This is a genomic window from Phenylobacterium sp. P4_E10, assembly GCF_056401675.1.
In genome coordinates, this window is the sequence record NZ_JBFUIW010000015.1 from 1 (window position 1) to 16,836 (window position 16,836).

General features: G+C 68.3%; 16 protein-coding genes and 2 pseudogenes. 10 read left to right on the plus strand and 8 right to left on the minus strand.

Going from position 1 to position 16,836, the window contains the following annotated elements; all coding sequences use genetic code 11:
- From odhB to AC1DQJ_RS16515, 3 genes and pseudogenes are all read left to right on the plus strand, one after another.
- On the plus strand, nt 1-915 hold a 915-nt coding region (gene odhB, locus AC1DQJ_RS16505), incomplete at its 5' end, for a 2-oxoglutarate dehydrogenase complex dihydrolipoyllysine-residue succinyltransferase (protein ID WP_477605234.1).
- Between the two features lie 62 nt (nt 916-977).
- A pseudogene (gene lpdA / locus AC1DQJ_RS16510) lies at nt 978-2,390 on the plus strand (dihydrolipoyl dehydrogenase); the annotation flags it as partial.
- A 61-nt stretch (nt 2,391-2,451) separates the two neighbouring features.
- A complete protein-coding gene (locus AC1DQJ_RS16515) occupies nt 2,452-2,733 on the plus strand; it encodes a hypothetical protein (protein WP_477605236.1) in 282 nt (93 codons plus the stop codon).
- Between the two features lie 52 nt (nt 2,734-2,785).
- Here the strand turns inward: AC1DQJ_RS16515 and AC1DQJ_RS16520 are convergent, their stop codons facing one another.
- From AC1DQJ_RS16520 to AC1DQJ_RS16530, 3 genes are all read right to left on the minus strand, one after another.
- A complete protein-coding gene (locus tag AC1DQJ_RS16520; protein WP_477605238.1) occupies nt 2,786-3,172 on the minus strand; it encodes a hypothetical protein in 387 nt (128 codons plus the stop codon).
- Between the two features lie 67 nt (nt 3,173-3,239).
- A complete protein-coding gene (locus AC1DQJ_RS16525; protein ID WP_477605240.1) occupies nt 3,240-4,031 on the minus strand; it encodes a LytR/AlgR family response regulator transcription factor in 792 nt (263 codons plus the stop codon).
- A complete protein-coding gene (locus AC1DQJ_RS16530; RefSeq protein ID WP_477605242.1) occupies nt 4,028-5,119 on the minus strand; it encodes a sensor histidine kinase in 1,092 nt (363 codons plus the stop codon). Before AC1DQJ_RS16530 ends, AC1DQJ_RS16525 begins: the two co-directional genes overlap by 4 nt.
- Nucleotides 5,120-5,316: 197 nt before the next feature.
- Between AC1DQJ_RS16530 and AC1DQJ_RS16535 the strand changes: the two genes are divergently transcribed.
- A complete protein-coding gene (locus tag AC1DQJ_RS16535; RefSeq protein WP_477605244.1) occupies nt 5,317-5,745 on the plus strand; it encodes a hypothetical protein in 429 nt (142 codons plus the stop codon).
- Between the two features lie 43 nt (nt 5,746-5,788).
- Nucleotides 5,789-5,902 (plus strand): annotated as a pseudogene (locus AC1DQJ_RS16540) (PEPxxWA-CTERM sorting domain-containing protein); the annotation flags it as partial.
- Between the two features lie 39 nt (nt 5,903-5,941).
- On the opposite strand, the gene AC1DQJ_RS16545 reads toward AC1DQJ_RS16540, so the two are convergent.
- Genes AC1DQJ_RS16545 through fsa form a run of 3 tightly spaced genes read right to left on the minus strand, consistent with a single transcriptional unit; the run spans nt 5,942 to nt 8,207 of the window.
- Nucleotides 5,942-6,871, minus strand: a complete 930-nt coding sequence (locus tag AC1DQJ_RS16545; protein ID WP_477605246.1) for a tyrosine recombinase XerC — start codon at nt 6,869-6,871, stop codon at nt 5,942-5,944.
- On the minus strand, nt 6,856-7,533 hold the full coding sequence (locus AC1DQJ_RS16550; protein WP_477605248.1) for a DUF484 family protein: 678 nt from the start codon (nt 7,531-7,533) through the stop codon (nt 6,856-6,858). Before AC1DQJ_RS16550 ends, AC1DQJ_RS16545 begins: the two co-directional genes overlap by 16 nt.
- A gap of 20 nt (nt 7,534-7,553) precedes the next feature.
- Nucleotides 7,554-8,207, minus strand: a complete 654-nt coding sequence (gene fsa / locus AC1DQJ_RS16555) for a fructose-6-phosphate aldolase (protein WP_477605250.1) — start codon at nt 8,205-8,207, stop codon at nt 7,554-7,556.
- 78 nt (nt 8,208-8,285) lie between these two features.
- Here fsa and AC1DQJ_RS16560 point away from each other — a divergent pair, with 78 nt between their 5' ends.
- Nucleotides 8,286-10,448 carry a primosomal protein N' gene (locus AC1DQJ_RS16560; RefSeq protein ID WP_477605252.1) on the plus strand — a complete coding sequence of 721 codons (2,163 nt, stop codon included), beginning with the start codon at nt 8,286-8,288 and terminating at the stop codon, nt 10,446-10,448.
- A gap of 45 nt (nt 10,449-10,493) precedes the next feature.
- Here AC1DQJ_RS16560 and AC1DQJ_RS16565 read toward each other — a convergent pair whose 3' ends face one another.
- Together AC1DQJ_RS16565 and AC1DQJ_RS16570 are read right to left on the minus strand one after the other, a co-directional pair.
- A complete protein-coding gene (locus AC1DQJ_RS16565) occupies nt 10,494-12,140 on the minus strand; it encodes an MDR family MFS transporter (RefSeq protein ID WP_477605254.1) in 1,647 nt (548 codons plus the stop codon).
- Nucleotides 12,141-12,267: 127 nt separating this feature from the next.
- Nucleotides 12,268-13,089 carry a TerC family protein gene (locus AC1DQJ_RS16570; RefSeq protein WP_477605256.1) on the minus strand — a complete coding sequence of 274 codons (822 nt, stop codon included), beginning with the start codon at nt 13,087-13,089 and terminating at the stop codon, nt 12,268-12,270.
- A 160-nt stretch (nt 13,090-13,249) separates the two neighbouring features.
- Here AC1DQJ_RS16570 and AC1DQJ_RS16575 point away from each other — a divergent pair, with 160 nt between their 5' ends.
- From AC1DQJ_RS16575 to AC1DQJ_RS16590, 4 genes are all read left to right on the plus strand, one after another.
- Nucleotides 13,250-13,612, plus strand: coding sequence for a VOC family protein (locus tag AC1DQJ_RS16575; RefSeq protein WP_477605258.1), 363 nt, complete (start codon nt 13,250-13,252; stop codon nt 13,610-13,612).
- A 259-nt stretch (nt 13,613-13,871) separates the two neighbouring features.
- Nucleotides 13,872-14,972 (plus strand): acyltransferase family protein, encoded by a 1,101-nt coding sequence (locus AC1DQJ_RS16580; RefSeq protein ID WP_477605260.1) that lies wholly within the window; start codon nt 13,872-13,874, stop codon nt 14,970-14,972.
- 67 nt (nt 14,973-15,039) lie between these two features.
- Entirely contained in the window at nt 15,040-15,723 is a 684-nt protein-coding gene (locus tag AC1DQJ_RS16585; protein ID WP_477605262.1) for a CHAP domain-containing protein, read from the plus strand.
- A gap of 102 nt (nt 15,724-15,825) precedes the next feature.
- On the plus strand, nt 15,826-16,779 hold the full coding sequence (locus tag AC1DQJ_RS16590; protein WP_477605264.1) for a magnesium transporter CorA family protein: 954 nt from the start codon (nt 15,826-15,828) through the stop codon (nt 16,777-16,779).
- The last annotated feature ends 57 nt before the right edge of the window (nt 16,780-16,836 follow it).

Below are 16,836 nucleotides of genomic sequence, written 5' to 3' on the forward strand. Positions count from 1 at the left end.
GCGCCGACCCCGGCGCCCGTCGCGGCTCCGGCCGCCGCCGCGCCGCTGGCCCCCTCGGCCCAGCGCATCGTCGCCGAGAACAGCCTCGACGCCGGCTCGATCGCCGGTTCGGGCAAGGGCGGCCGCGTGACCAAGGGCGACGCCCTGGCCGCGCTGGAAGCCCGCGCCAACGCCCCGGCGGCGCCCGCCGCCCCGGCCGCGCCGCGTGAGATCCACGAACGTGAAGAGCGGGTCCGCATGACCCGCCTGCGCCAGACCATCGCGCGCCGCCTGAAGGAAGCCCAGAACGCCGCGGCCATGCTCACGACCTTCAACGAGGTCGACATGAGCGCGGTCATGGCCCTGCGCAACCAGTACAAGGACGGCTTCGAGAAGAGCCACGGCGTGAAGCTCGGCTTCATGAGCTTCTTCGTGAAGGCCGTGATCCACGGCCTCAAGCACGTGCCGGACGTCAACGCCGAGATCGACGGCACCGACGTGATCTACAAGAACCACTACGACATCGGCGTCGCCGTCGGCACCGAGAAGGGCCTGGTGGTTCCGGTGCTGCGTGACGCCGACGTGCTGTCGCTGTCGGGCATCGAAAAGGGCATCGGCGCCCTGGGCAAGAAGGCCCGCGACGGCCAACTGGCCCTCGAGGACCTGCAGGGCGGCACCTTCACCATCTCGAACGGCGGCGTCTACGGCTCGCTGATGTCGACCCCGATCCTCAACGCCCCGCAATCGGGCATCCTGGGCATGCACAAGATCCAGGAACGCCCGATGGCCGTGAACGGCCAGGTGGTGATCCGCCCGATGATGTACCTGGCGCTCAGCTACGATCACCGCATCGTCGACGGCCAGGGCGCGGTGACCTTCCTGGTGAAGGTCAAGGAAGCCATCGAAGACCCGCAGCGCCTGCTGCTGGACGTCTAATTCGCGCCGATCTCGGCGAACGCATTTCATGACGGCGGGGCTTCACGCCTCGCCGTTTTGCTAAGGACTGGAAGAGCATGGCTCAATACGACGTCATCATCATCGGCGGCGGCCCGGGCGGCTACAACGCCGGCATTCGCGCTGGCCAGCTGGGCCTCAAGGTCGCGGTGATCGAAAAGCGCGTCACCCTCGGCGGCACCTGCCTCAATGTCGGCTGCATGCCGTCCAAGGCCCTGCTGCACGCCTCGGAACTCTACGAAGCCGCCGGAGGCGATTTCGCCACCCTCGGCATCGAGGTGAAGCCGAAGCTGAACCTGGTGCAGATGATGAAGCAGAAGGGCGAGTCGGTGACCGCCCTGACCAAGGGCATCGAGTTCCTGTTCAAGAAGAACAAGGTCGAGTGGATCAAGGGCGCGGGCAAGATCACCGGCCCCGGCAGGGTCGACGTCACCGCCGAGGACGGCTCGGTGACCAGCCTGGAAGCCAAGAACATCGTCATCGCCACCGGCTCGGAGCCGACCCCGCTGCCCGGCGTGACCATCGACCAGGAGCGTATCGTCGACTCCACGGGCGCCCTGTCGCTGCCGGAAGTGCCGGGCAGCCTGATCGTCATCGGCGCCGGCATCATCGGTCTGGAGCTGGGCTCGGTGTGGCGCCGCCTCGGCTCGAAGGTGACCGTGGTCGAATTCCTCGACCGCATCACGCCCGGCATGGACACCGAAACCGCCAAGACCTTCCAGCGCTCGCTGACCAAGCAGGGCGTCGAGTTCAAGCTGGGCGCCAAGGTGACCGGCGCGACCGCCTCCAAGAAGGGCGTCAGCCTGACCGTCGAGCCGGTGGCCGGCGGCGCGGCGCAGACCCTGGAAGCCGACTACGTGCTGGTCGCCATCGGCCGCCGTCCCTACACCGAAGGCCTGGGCCTGGAGAACGTCGGCGTCGCGCTCGACAAGCGCGGCTTCATCCCGACCGACCACTTCAAGACTTCGGCGCCCGGCGTCTGGGCGATCGGAGACGCCATTCTCGGCCCGATGCTGGCCCACAAGGCCGAGGAAGACTCGGTCGCCTGCATCGAGATGATCGCCGGCAAGTACGGCCACGTGGACTACAACCTGGTCCCCAGCGTCGTTTACACCTACCCGGAAGTCGCCTGGGTCGGTCAGACCGAGGAGCAGCTGAAGGAAGCGGGCGTCGCCTACAAGGTCGGCAAGTTCCCGTTCACCGCCAACAGCCGCGCCAAGATCAACCACGAGACCGAAGGCTTCGCGAAGGTTCTGGCCGACGCCAAGACCGACGAGATCCTCGGCGTCCACATCGTCGGCCCGCAGGCCGGCGAGATGATCGGCGAATACTGCGTGGCCATGGCGTTCAAGGCCGCCAGCGAGGACATCGCCCGCGTCTGCCATCCGCACCCGACCCGCTCGGAAGCCGGCCGTCAGGCCGCCATGGGCGTCGAGGGCTGGACCATGCAGGCCTGACGACGAGTTAACTTTTGCGCGGAAGCAGCCGGCGGTAGACTCCTCGCGAAGGAGAACCGCCATGGTTGTTTCCGCGCTTCTGGCTGCCGCCACGATGGCGACGGCCGCCCCTCCGCCGGCCCGGACCTGCCCGGCCGAAGGCGCGATGGAAGTCTCCGACAAGAGCCCGGCCTTGCTGCTCCGGCCGCAGGACCGCCGCGGAGACTCCGGCGCGCAGACCCTGGGCAGCCTGCCCAGAGCCGACCTCCAGCTCACCGTCATGCGCTCGATCGGCGGCTGCGCCGTCTCCACCGTGGTCCGTGAAAACGTCCAGGGCGACGGCCGCTTCGCGCGTCCGCGTTAGGCCGCGTCCCGGTTTCGGCGCAGTCGAAGACTGGGATGTCGCCGCAAGGCCGCTACCGCGGCATATCGAACCCGCTCATCTGCGCGAACGTCCGCGCCAGCTCGTCGCAGTCCGGCTTCGCCGCTTCGCAGCGCACGGCCATGGCGATGTCGAGACCGCCGGCGCCCTGCGCCACCTGGCGCCTCACCACCGTCGGGTAGGCGGGATGTCCGGGCGGGGCGAACGACCAGACGGTGCGCGTGGCGTCGTCGGCCGCGATCAGCCAACCGTTCTGGCTGCTGCGCTTGACGGAGGGCTTCGCGCCCAGATCGTTCATCGCCGCCTCGACGCTGTCGTAGCCGATCGTCGATTGCGGCGTTTCGGGAGGCTGTTGAGCGCCGGCGGCGCTCGCCCCGGCAAGCAGGACGACAGCCAGAGTTCGACCAAGCCAGCGCAGCATTCTCGCATCCCCCGATTGCAGGACCGCAAGACCACCACGCAAAGCAAGGGCTGTCGAGCGCCGGGCCCTAGGCCTCCACGCGCCGCATCTCCACCTTCAGGGCCGCGAGCAGCGCCGTCGCATAGGTCGGCCCCACCTGGATGACCGCCCCGTCGTGCAGCTTGAGAGCGTAGAGCCCCTTTCCCTGGCGTTGGATCTCGGCCACCGCCCCGGGCCGTACGAAGCTCGATCTGTGGACGCGCATCATCACCTGCGGATCCAGTCGCCGCTCCAGTCCGGCCATGGTCGCGCGGTAGAGGTGGCTGCGGGTGGAGGTGTGCAGCAGTACATAGTCGCGGGCGGCCTCGATCCAGTCGATGCTCTCCACGGGTATCCGCTTTACGCCCTGCAGCGTCGGCGCCCAGAACTCGGTGTCGAAGTCTCCGGCGGGGTCGCCCGCGCGGAGCTGGCCGATGAGGGTCTCGAGCTCCGCGGCGCGCCCGCTGGCCTGCTGCATCTCGCGTCGCCGCCGCGCCCGGTCCACTGCCAGCCGCAGCCGTTCGAACTTCACGGGTTTCAGCAGATAGTCGACAGCCTCCACCTCGAAGGCGTCCGCTGCGTAGTGATCGAAGGCGGTGATAAAGATCACCTCGGGGCGGTCGGCTCCCTCCAGGGCGGCGGCTACGCCCAATCCGTCCAGGTTCGGCATCTGGATGTCGAGCAGCACCAGGTCCGGCGACAGGGCGGCGATCTTGTCGACGGCTTCCCTCCCATCCTGCGCATTGCCGACGACGGTCACGTCGCTGAATCCCTCCAGCGCGGCCGACACCCGGGCCAGGGCCAGGGGCTCGTCATCCACCAGCAGCATGCGGAGCGTCACTCTGCGGCCTCCCGAATGGCGAACAGGTCGAGCGGCAAGGTGACCATGCACCGATAGCCCCGCTCGCGCGGCCCGCTCACCAACCCCCCGCGGTCGCCGTAAAGAACCGCCAGACGACTGCGCAGATTGGGCAGGCCGACGCCGGGCCCGCCGGCCGCAGGCGGCCAGGCGCGCGCGGCCGCGCTCTCGTCTTCCACGCTGAGGATCAGCTGCGACGAGAGCGCCAAGGCGACGACCCGGATGGTGACCGGGGCCCGCGAGGGCGCCACCGCGTACTTGATGGCGTTCTCGACTAGGGGCTGAAGCATGAAGCTGGGCACGCACGCCAGGCGCAGGTCGGCAGGGCACTCGATTTCGACGACGAGGCGCTCGCCGAACCGGACCCGCTCGATGTCGAGATAGGCTCGCAAGGTGTCCAGCTCGTCCTCAAGCGAAACGAACTGGTGCGGATCAGAGGTCAGGGTGGCGCGCAGGAAGTCGGACAGCTTGTCCATCATCGCCTCGGCTTGGTCGTTGTGGCGCGTGACGATGAGCGAGGAGATGGCGTTCAGGGTGTTGAACATGAAATGCGGGTTGAGCTGGAAGCGCAGCGCCGCCATCTGCGCTTGATGCGCGGCCTCGCGGGCCTCGGCCAGCAGACGTTCGCGGTGCTGGACGGCAAGGTTGGACAGCATCAGGCCGACGACGGCGGCGAACATGCCGTAGACCCAGACATAGATGACGACGCTGCCGCCGATCGAAATGAAGCTTGGGCGGTCAGGAGCGACGGCGCGGATGAAGACCCCGACGAGCGAGACGTCGAGAACCGCGTGCAGGATGGCCAGGGCGAGCGCAACCACGCTGATGGTCACGATCTTGCCCACCCGTGGCCAGGGTTCGATGGCGCGAATGAAGAAGAAGAACGCCGGCAGCAGCACCAGCCCCGGCAGGACCGAGACCCCGAGCACGCCGTAGTACAGTCCCGCTATCGGCGCGCCGTCAGCCATCGGGGAGGCGACGAAGACGACATAGGACATGAGCGTCAGGCCCACGGTCAGCACCATGGCCTCCCGTAACCCCCGATGCCTGAAGTCCAGCGCGGCCGCCATGCACGAGCCCTCCGCCATGCGTGATTGTATTCCGTCAGCTTAGCTCGCCGCCCAGGGACTGGCGTCCGCCTTGATCGCTCCAGGGTCCGCCCTGGTCGATGATCGCCGTCGGTCGCAAGCCCGGCGCCTATGGCTTGCGCTCCACCCGCGCCCGGAAACCGACATGTCAGGGCGCCGCTATGCCATGAGGGCTCCAAATGAAATCCATCGTCTCCGTCTTGCTGCTCGCCTTCGCCCTCCCTGGCGTGGGCCGCGCCGACACGCCTGCCGACATCGTCCGGGTCGGCGACAGCCAGTTGAGCTGCGAGAAGCTGGCGGCCGAGATCAACGCCCTGACCGCCGCGGCCGGGACGGCGCGTGAGGCTGCGGCCAAGCGCGAAAGCCAGGCGCGCGCGACGAAGGGCCTTCTGAAGGGTCTTGCGGGCGGCGCCCTGAGCATGGCCCCCTCGTTGCTCGGCGGGCGCGGCGGCATGATGACTCAGCTCGCATTGAACGGCGCATTGCAGGGCGTGCAGGCCGGTTCCGTCCCTGCCGTCCCTTCTGCGGCCGCGCCCGCGAGCGCGCCCGGACCGGAGGAGCAGCGGCTAGCTCACCTGTCGGACCTGTTCGGCAAGAACGGCTGCTGATCTCGGCCGTCCGGCCGCCCAGATCCTCCTCGACGGCTCCGCGGTCGTCGGCTCGGCCGTGCCGGAACCGGCGACCTGGGCGATGATGATCGTCGGCTTCGCGGCGGCCGGATCGATGGTTCGCGCCAATCGCCGCAAGTCCGACATCTACGCCTAGTCAAGCAATACGGGCGCTGCCAGTGGCGGCGCCCCGTCCCTACGCGTGCGGATGGGCCTTGGCGTAGGCGCTGAGCAGCGAGGCGGCGTCGACCTCGGTGTAGCGCTGGGTGGTGGACAGCGAAGCGTGGCCCAGCAGTTCCTGGATCGAGCGCAGGTCTGCCCCGGCCCCCAGCAGGTGGGTGGCGAACGAGTGGCGCAGGGCGTGCGGCGTGGCGCTGTCGGGCAGGCCCAACCGGCCGCGCAGCCCCTGCACGGTGGCCTGTACGTGCCGCGGGCTGAGCGGGCCGCCACGCTTGGCGCGGAACAGCGGCTCGTCGGCCTCCAGCACGAACGGCATGTCGGCGACATAGGCGTCGATGGCCTCGCGCACCGCCGGCAGCACGGGGACGATCCGGGTCTTGCCGCCCTTGCCCAGGATGCGCAGCGTCTCGGGGACCGGCGCATCGGACCGCTTCAGCGACAGGGCCTCGGAGATCCGCAGGCCGCAGCCATAGAGCAGGGTCAGCACCGCCTGGTCTCGGCTGACCTCCCAGTCGTCGCGGTCGGGATCGAAGGCAGGCTCGGCGATCAGCCCGACCGCCTGGTCTTCGCTGACTGGGCGCGGGGCGGAGGGGACCACCCGCGGACCGCGCACCAGGGCGATGGCGGCGTTGGGCGTATCCAGCCGCCGATCCATGAACCGGTGAAAGGTCCGGATCGCCGACAGCGACTGCGAGAGCGAGCGCGGCGACAGCGGGTGGTCGCCCTGCCGCAGATGGGCCAGCCAGGCGCGGATCTCGCTGGGGGCCAGGGCGCCCATGTCGGCCAGGCTCAGGGCCTCGCCACGGTGCCGTTCAAGAAAGCTGATGTAGCGGCCGCCGGCGAAGGCGTAGGCCTCGACCGTGCGCGGCGAGGCGCGGCGTTCCTTGGCCAGGTGCTCCAGCCATAGGGCCAGAGCCTGGCGGGCGCTGGTCACAGGACCGGCCACCGCTCCGCCGTGCGCTCGACCACGCGGGCCAGGAAGGCGACCAGCTCGACGCCCATGTCCTCGGTGAAGCCGTTCTCGTCGGCCGAGCCGAAGGCCAGCAGGCCCTCGCGCGACGGCTCCCAGATCGCCATGCGGACCATGGCCATGGAGCGGACCTCGCCGGCCCGGTCGCCGAACAGGCCCAGCGCTACCGGCTCGAAGCCCATCAGCGCCACGCGGTCATGGCCGATGATCATGTCGATCTGGCCTTCGATCAGCATCCGCCAGCCGGCCGGGGTGCGTTCAGGTCCTTCCAGGGCGACCACGCCGGCCACCAGGCCAAAGCGCAGCTGAGCCAGCTCGTCGACCCGGCGGGCCAGGTCGGCGTGGTTGCGGGAGTCGAGCATGTCGACCACCGCGCCGTGGGTCTGGGCCTGGGCCGCGAAGTTGGCGCGGGCCGTGGCTTCCAGGTGCTTGCGGGCGCTGGACTCGCGCTTGTGCGCCTCATGCACCCGGGCCAGGGCGGCCGGACCGAAGTCCACCACATTGGCCGCGTCCGGCCGCAGGCCGAGCTCGGCCAGCAGCGACGGATCGGCGCTCAGGAAATCGGGGTTGTCGGACAGGAAGCGGCGAACCGCGTGCGGGTCGAGAGAACTGTCCTTCGTCTTCGCCCCGCCTTCCATGCCCGCCCCCGCCTGACTTTCTACAGGATGGACTGGCCCGTCTTGGCCCAGTCGCTCATGAACTGTTCAAGACCCTTTTCGGTTAACGGGTGCTTGAAGAGGTCAGCGAAAACAGTGGGCGGGATGGTCGCGCAATCGGCGCCGGCCAGGGCCGCGGCGGTCACGTGGGCCGGCGTGCGGATCGAGGCGGCGAGGATTTCGGTGTCGAAACCATAGTTGTCGTAGATGGCCCGGATCTCGGCGATCAGGTCCATGCCGTCCGCGCCGTAGTCGTCCAGCCGGCCGATGAACGGCGAGATGTACGAGGCCCCGGCCTTGGCCGCGAGCAGCGCCTGGGCCGCGGAGAAGCAAAGGGTGACGTTGGTGGCGATGCCCTGTACCGCGAACTCCGCGGTCGCGATCAGACCGGCGCGGGTCAGCGGCAGCTTCACCACCACGTTCTGCGCGATCCCGGCGAGCTTGGCGCCCTCGGCCAGCATGCCTTCGACCTCGGTCGAGGCGACCTCGGCGCTGACCGGGCCCTCGACGAGCTCGCAAATCTCAGCGATGACCTCCAGCATGGGGCGGCCGGACTTGGCGATCAGGGTCGGATTGGTGGTCACCCCGTCCACCAGGCCGGTGGCGGTGAGCTCCTTGAGCAGGCCGATGTCGGTGGTGTCGAGGAAGAGCTGCATGGGTGACCTTCTGGCGCGGAGTTTCCGGCGCTCTTTAGCGGTTGCGGCCCTCCCGGACCAGCCTATGTGGACGGGGCCATGAGCCGCATCGCCTCCGTCCTTCTCCCCATGCCGCTGCCCGAGGCGTTCGACTACGCCGAGCCGGAGGGGATGGAGCTTGTCGTCGGCGACCAGGTCGCCGCCCCGCTCGGCCCTCGGTTGCTGCGCGGTGTCGTCGTGGCGCTGCGCGAGGCCGCGGGCGGCAACCGGCCGCTGAAGCCGCTGGAGAGCAAGCTCGATTCCCCGCCGCTGCCGCCCGGCGCGATCGAGTTCGTCCAGTGGGCGGCCCGCTATTCCGTCGATGCGCCCGGCCAGCCGCTGGCCATCGCCATCCGCGGCGCCCGCGCGCCCAAGGCCAAACCGCAGAAGCTGCTGGAAGCGACCGGCGTCCTGCCCGCCCGCTCGACCCCGGCCCGCGCCAAGGTGCTGGAGGCCGCTGCCGCCGGCCCGCAGGCGCCGGGCGAGCTGGCGCGCGCCGCAGGCGTCTCGGCCGGCGTGGTCAAGGGCCTGGTCGACGAGGGCGTCTTGGTCCTGCGGCTCATCGAGGAGGCGGCCAGCTTCCCCGAGCCAGACCTGGCTCGCGCCGGCCACCAGCTCAACGCCAGCCAGGCCGCCGCCGCCAATGCGCTGACCGCGATGGTCACCGAGGGCGGGTTCAACGTCGCCCTGCTCGACGGGGTCACCGGATCGGGCAAGACCGAGGTCTATCTGGAAGCCGTGGCCGCCGCCCTGGCCAAGGATCCGCAGGCCCAGGTCCTGGTCATGCTGCCGGAGATCGCCCTGACCCAGGCGGTGATCGCCCGTTTCGTCGAGCGCTTCGGCGTCCGCCCGGCCGAGTGGCATTCCGACGTCGCCCCGCCGACGCGCCGCAAGACCTGGGACGCCGTGGCCACCGGCGGCGCGCGCATCGTGATCGGCGCCCGCTCGGCTCTGTTCCTGCCGTTCGTGAAGCTCGCCCTGATCGTCGTCGATGAGGAGCACGACGGCTCCTACAAACAGGACGAGGGCTTCATCTACCAGGCCCGGGACCTCTCGGTGGCGCGCGGCAAGATCGAGGGCGCCGGGGTGATCCTGGCCTCGGCCACGCCGTCCCTGGAGAGCCTGCGCAACGCCGAGATCGGCCGCTATCGCTGGCTGAAGCTCACCTCGCGCCATGGGACCGCGCGGCTGCCCGACATCACCCTGATCGACCTGAAGGAGACGCCGCCGGCCGCTGGCCGCTGGCTGTCGCCGCCGCTGGTCGAGGCGATGGGCGAGACCCTGGCCGCCGGCGAGCAGACCCTGCTGTTCCTCAACCGTCGCGGCTACGCCCCGCTGGTGCTGTGCAAGGCCTGCGGCGAGAAGCTGACCTCACCCGACACCGACTCGTGGCTGGTCGAGCATCGCTACTCAGGGCGACTGGTCTGCCACCTGACCGGCTTCTCAATGCCCAAGCCGGACAAGTGCCCGCACTGCGGGGCCAAGGACAGCCTCACCTCGATCGGCCCGGGCGTCGAACGGGTGGAGGAGGAGGCGCGGCTGCTGTTCCCGGATGCGCGGATCGCGGTTTTCTCGTCCGACACCGTCTGGGACGCCAAGGAGGCCCGCCGCCTGGTCGACTCCATGGCCGACGGCGACATCGACATCCTGGTCGCCACCCAGGCCGCCGCCAAGGGCCACAACTTCCCCAAGCTGACCTTGGTCGGGGTGGTCGACGCCGACCTCGGCCTGCGCGGCGGCGACTTGCGGGCGGCCGAGCGCACCTATCAGCTGCTGGCCCAGGCCACCGGCCGCGCCGGGCGCCGTGACCGTCCCGGCCGCGCCCTGCTGCAGACCTACGCCCCCGAGCACTCGGTGATGCAGGCGCTGAAGGCCCAGGACCGCGACGCCTTCGTCGAGGCCGAGATGGCCGAGCGCGAGATCATGAAGCTGCCGCCGTTCGGCAGGCTGGGGGCCATCGTGCTGTCGGGCCCGGACGCCGCGGCGCTCGAGACCTTCGCCCGCGAGATGGCCAAACTGGCGCCCAACGCCGAGGGGGTCGAGGTCTACGGTCCGGCCGATGCGCCGCTCGGCCTGGTGCGCGGCCGCCGGCGCAAGCGGTTCCTGATCCGCGCCGACCGCAATGTCGACCTCTCGGCCTTCCTGGCCACCTGGCGCGCCCGCGTCCGGCCCCCCGGCGCCATCCGGGTGGCCATCGACGTCGATCCCTACAGCTTCCTCTGAACTCCTCTGGATCCTCCCCCAGCGGGGGAGCAACTATCGGAGGAGCTACTCCGCCGGTTTCGGCTCGGCCCCGGCCGGTGGTCCGGTCGGCCGCTCGCGCAGCGGCGCGCCTGGCACCATCAGCATCAGCACGAAGCCGGCCAGCAGCACGGCCAGGCTGAACATCATCCCGTGCACGATGGCCACCGAGAAGCTCTCGCGGATCGTCCGCTCGGTTTCACGCGCCGCCGGATCGGCCGCCAGGGCCGCGGCGCGTTCCGGGTGCAGGGTCTTGTCCAGCGCCATCCGCTGCAGGTCGCCGAGGTCGAGCTTGCGCACCTGCGCGCCGGGATGCTCGGCGGCGTGCCGGCCAAGCTCGGTGGCCAGCCCCGCGGTCAGTAGCGCCCCGAACAGCGCCACGCCCATTGTCGAGCCGATCTGCCGGACGAACTGACTGGACGAGGTCGCCACCCCCAGCCGGTGGAACGGCACGTCGTTCTGCACCGCCAGGCTGAACAGGCTCTGGCCGGGCCCCAGGCCGATGCCGAAGATCAGCAGCCGCCAGGCCAGGTCGAGCGTGGTGATGTCCGGGCCGATGAAGCACAGCAAGGCCGCGCCCAGCACCAGCATCGCCCCGCCGCCGATCATGAACGGCTTGAAGTGGCCGGTGCGGGTGACCAGCTGGCCGCAGATCGTCGAGGAGAAGACGAACCCGCCCATCAGCGCCAGCATGGTCAGGCCGCTCTTGGTGGCCGGATAGCCAAGCCCGACCTGCATGTAGAGCGGCAGGAAGCTCGACACCCCCATGAACGCCATCGAATAGACGAAGGCCGCGCCGTTGGCGGTGACGAAGGTGCGGTTGGAGAACAGCTCCAGCGGCAGGATCGGCTCGCGGACCTTGCCCTCCAGATAGACGAAGACCGCCAGCGCCAGGCCCGACCAGGCCAGCATGCCGAGGATTAGCGGCGAGCTCCAAGGATGCTCGCGCCCGCCCCAGGTGATGGCCAGCAGCAGCGGCACGAAGGCGGCGATGATCAGGGCCGCGCCGAACCAGTCGATGCCGCCGCCGCCGCGCCGGGGCAGGGTGGGCATCTTCCAGAGGATCATCAGGATCGCGGCCGCCGCGAACGGGACGTTGAAGAAGAACACCCAGCGCCAGCCGGCGATCAGGTGCCCGGCGATGGTCACCGTCCCGTGGTCTGTGAAGAACCCGCCGACCACCGGGCCGAAGATGCTGGAAATCCCGAACACCGAGCCGAACAGGCCCGAGAACTTGGCCCGCTCGCGCGGCGCGAACAGGTCGGCGAGGATCGCGAAGGCGGTGGTGAACAGCGCCCCGCCTCCCATGCCCTGGATGGCGCGGAAGGTGATCAGCTGGGTCATGCCGCCGCCGATCAGCGGCAGATCGCCGAACTCGCCCGACAGCCCGGCCAGCCACGATCCTGCCAGGAACAGGCCGATCCCGGTCAGCAGCACAGATTTGCGGCCGTAGAGGTCGCCGAGCTTGCCCCAGATCGGCACCATGACCGTGGAGGCCAGCAGATAGGCGGTGGTGGCCCAGGCATAGAGGTGAAGGCCGGACAGATCTCCGACGATCCTCGGCATGGCGGTGGCGATGACCGTCTGGCTCATGGCGGCCAGCAGGAAGACGATCATCACGGAGATCAGCGTCAGCCGACGCTCGTCGTCCGTATGGACGTGCGGCTCGTTCAAAAGCGTTTCCGTAGCGGCCAAAATAGGCCGCCCCCAAAATTATCGTTTTATATCAGCGACTAGATCAGTTTTGAGATCTGGAAGGAACGGGCGGAAGAATGATCGCCCGTCCCTTGGGATTCAGATCCTAGTGCAGCCTATCAGGGGTGTCGCCAGTCCGTGTTGCGGCGACGTTACGTTTCTTCGCGGCGTTGCGGCTCCACATGTTCAGACCCTCGACCAGACCCGAGAAGGCCATGGCCGCGTAGATGTAGCCCTTGGGCACATGCACCCCGAAGCCGTCGGCGATCAGCACGGTCCCGATCATCAGCAGGAAGCCCAGCGCCAGCATCACCACGGTCGGGTTGTCGTTGATGAAATTGGCCAGCGGGTCGGCGGCCAGCATCATCACGGCCACGGCGAAGATCACCGCGATGACCATCACCGGCAGGTGGTCGGTCATGCCCACGGCGGTCAGGATCGAGTCGATCGAGAACACCAGGTCGAGCAGCAGGATCTGGAGGATCGCCGCACCGAAGTTCTTGGCCACCGCGCTCTTGGCGTCGAATACGTCATCGTTCGGGGACGGGTCGACGCTGTGATGGATCTCGGTGGTCGCCTTCCAGACCAAGAACAGCCCGCCGCCGATCAGGATCAGGTCGCGCCAGGAGAAGATCATCTCCCAGGCCGGCTTGCCGTGCTCGTCCAGCACGCCGTGGTAGGGCAGCTGGAACACCGGCGCGGTCAGGCCGACGATGAAGGCCAGGGTCGAGAGCAGCGCCAGGCGCATGATCAGCGCCAGGCTGATGCCGATGCGGCGGGCCTTGGTGCGCTGCTCGACCGGCAGCTTGTTGGATAGGATCGAGATGAAGACCAGATTGTCGATCCCGAGAACGACCTCCATGACGATCAGCGTGACCAGCGCGGCCCATACGGCCGGATCGCTCGCCAAGGTCATAAGGGTGTCCATCGGTTTCCTCTTGGTGGTTTCTGTAAGCGGTTGAACCGCGAGAGATAGGGTTGCGGCTCAGCTCCGCAAGAACACCGGGTGAGCCGCCGCAGGCTGAGAAGGGAGAACGCATGAAGTTCGTCGACCGCTACCCGATCATCGTCACGCCGAAGCTGCTTGCATGCCGCGACTTCTGGGTCGCCCGCCTGGGTTCGAGGTCGCCTTCGAGGCCGACTGGTTCGTCCTGCTGGTCGCCGACGGCGCCGCCCTGGCCTTCATGCATCCCGACCATCCCTCGGCCCCGCCGGGCCCGGAGACCTTCTCCGGCAAGGGCATGTGCTTCGAGCTGCAGGTCGAAGACGCAGCAGAGGCGCTGAGGGATTGTGACGCCAGAGGACTGAAGCCGGACCACCCGCTGACCCGCGAACCGTTCGGCCAGCTGCGCTTCGGGTTCTTCGACCCGTCCGGCCTCTGGGTCGACGTGGTCGAGCAGGTCGAGCCCGCCGAGGGCTTCTGGGACCGGTACATTACTGGCGCGGCGTAGGCCTTAGATCCTCCTCCGTTGGGGGAGGTGGATCGGCGCGCAGGGCCAAGACGGAGGGGGACTGCCCGCTTGAGCCAATGTCCCCCTCAGTCGGCCATTCGGCCGACAGCTCCCCCAGGAGGGGAGCAACGGAACCAGGCGTAACTCAATGGTCAGGCTTTGCCGCGATGGTCCCAGCCGGGGCGGACTCGCCTGGTGCGTGAGTTGCACTCGCCCCGACAGGGCGCCGAGAACGGCGCCGATACGGGACGAAGACGCCATGAACGACGCCTCGAACATCCGCCAACTCACCTCGCTGCGGTTCTTCGCGGCGGCTTGGGTGGTGCTGTTCCACTATTGGCCCAAGCTCGACCTCGACGCCGCCATCCCGCCGTTGGTCCAGAAGGGCTATCTCGGCGTCGAGCTGTTCTTCGTCCTCTCCGGCTTCATCCTCTGCCACGTCTACCGGACCAGCCTGGAGGAGGGGCGCTTCCGCTACGGCTCCTTCCTGTGGAACCGGCTGGCGCGGGTCTATCCGCTGCATCTGGCGACCCTGATCGGCATGATCGTCCTGGCCCTGGCCGCCCAGCTCGCCGGCTTCGGCATCGACGCCAACATCCTCTCCTGGGAGTCGCTGCCGGCCAATCTGCTGCTGCTGCAGGCCTGGGGCCTGGCCCCGCAGGCGGCCTTCAACCATCCCTCCTGGTCGATCTCGGCCGAATGGTTCGCCTACCTGACCTTTCCGGTCTTCGCCTGGGGCGCCCTGGCCCTGAAGGACAAGCCGCTCACCGCGCTCGGCCTGGCGATCGGCTTCCTGGTCGGCCTCTACGCCGCCTTCCAGCATTTGGCGGGCTTTCCGCTGACCCAGGCGACCATCCAGTGGGGCGCGCTACGGATCGTTCCGTGCTTCGCCTATGGCTGCGCGCTGCATGCGCTCTGGCGCGCCCGGCCCTCGCAGAATCGTTCTACGGCAGCGCTTGGCGCGGTCGCCTCGACGCTCGCGGTGCTTGTTCTGGCGGCTTTCGGCGCCCCTGATGCCGCGATTGTGACCATGCTGGGCGGTTTGATCTTCTTCTTGGCCGGCATGGCTCAAACAGGGTCTGAAACATTCGGTAACACGCCGCTCGTTTATCTCGGCGAGATTAGCTACTCGGTCTACATGGTCTGCGTGCCGTGGAAGATTGTATTCGTGAACGCTGCGGCCAAGCTTTTCGAGCTTAGCGATGAGCGCCTCCCCCTATGGCTGTGGTTAGTTTTCCTCGGCGGAGTCATTCCGCTGGCGGCTGCGTCATATCACCTTATCGAGAAGCCTTGCCGTACTGCCATGAAGGGCTGGGCCGACTCGTGGGACGCACGGCGACCTTCCACCGCAGGGGCGTAAAGACTCTTTTCATCCGGACGCGGGATGGTTACCCCTTACGCAGTTCGCGTGGGGGAGTACCCGTAACATGCTTAAACGACCGAGAGCCGTGATTGGCTCCCTGGCCGCTGCTGCGGTTATGATTTTCGCTCCGATCTCGAGCGCTGTCGCCGATACCTACTGGCAGTGCGTTCCCTTCGCGCGTCTGATTTCCGGCGTTCAGATCTATGGCGACGCCTGGACCTGGTGGCGTCAGGCGGTCGGCAAGTACGATACCGGCGTGACCCCGAAGGCCGGCGCGGTGCTCTGCTTTAAGCCCTCAGGCAATATGCGTCTCGGCCACGTGGCCGTGGTCAGCCAGGTGCTGACCGACCGCGTCATTCAGATCACCCACGCCAATTGGTCGCGCATCGGCGGGACCCGTGGCCAGATCGAGAAGGACGTCACCGTCATCGACGTCTCCCCGATGGGCGACTGGAGCCAGGTGAAGGTCTGGTACGACCCGATCCGCGATCTCGGCTCGTCGACCTATCCGACCCACGGCTTTATCTATCAGGACGGCCAGGCCCTCACGATGGCCTCCTCGCGCTTCAACAACGCCCAGAACGCGGCCGTGGCCGTGGCCCAGGGCGCGGCCAACCAGGTCGTCTCGGCGGTCCGTCCGGGCGCTGGTCCGCTGCAGATGCTGAGCCAGGCCGCCGACTCCACCGACCGCATCGCCGCCCTGATCCAGGCCGCGACCCAGATGCAGCCCCCCACCGAGTCGAACTGATCCTCGCTGCCCGCTCGATGCGGGCGGCAGATCCCGCACCGTCAGCTTGACGCCTCGCGCGCACCGCCGCACACGAGTCCGAGTACGCTTGCGGAGCGCTCCATGCTGAATCTCCTTCGTCGGGCCGCCCGCGGGTTTGCCCCGCTGACCATCAGTAAGGGCTGGCGGCCGACCGACGACGTCATCTGGATCGACCTCGTCTCGCCGACTCGCGAGGAAGAAACCGCGGTCGAAGAAGCCTACGGGATCGAACTGCCGACCCGCGAGGAGACCGCGCACCTGGAGCCGTCGTCCCGGCTCTACCAGGAGGGCGGCGCGACCTTCCTCACCGCCACCCTGCTGGCCCGTGTCGACGAGCCGCGCCCGGTCGCCACCCCGGTGACCTTCGTGCTGCTGGCCGACGTGCTCATCACCATCCGCTATGAGCCGCTGAGGGCGTTCTCGATCTTCGCCCAGCGCTGCAACCACATCCCGCTCGCCGATGGCGGCGAGGCGGCGCTTGAGCTGCTGGACGCCATCGTCGAGCGGTCGGCCGAGGTGCTGGAGCTGCAGTCCAGCCTGGTGCACGAGACATCGGTGGCGATCTTCAACCGCCCGCCGAGCACCGCCTTCGGTCCGCTGCTGACCGACCTGGCGAGGGCCCAGTCGATCACCTCCATGGCCCGCAAGAGCCTGGTGTCGTTGAGCCGGCTGTCCAGCTTCGCGGCCCTGGCCCCCGAGTTCCAGAAGGACGAGAGCCGGCGCAGCCACCTGACCTCGGTCCAGCACGACATCCAGGCCCTGACCGAACACGCCAGCTTCACGTCCGGGCACATTTCCTTCCTGCTGGATGCGGCGCTGGGCCTGATCAACATCGAGCAGAACAGCATCATCAAGTTCTTCTCGGTGGTGGCGGTGGTGTTCCTGCCGCCGACGCTGGTCGCCTCGATCTACGGGATGAACTTCGACGAGATGCCAGAATTGCACTGGCTTTTCGGATATCCGTGGGCGCTGTTGCTTATGGTTATCAGCGGAGTAGCCCCGTTTTTGTGGTTCAAGAAGAAGGGCTGGCTGTAGAGCGGCCCATTCAACCCCAGAAATTGCCACGGCTAAGCCACAATCAGGCAACCGTTC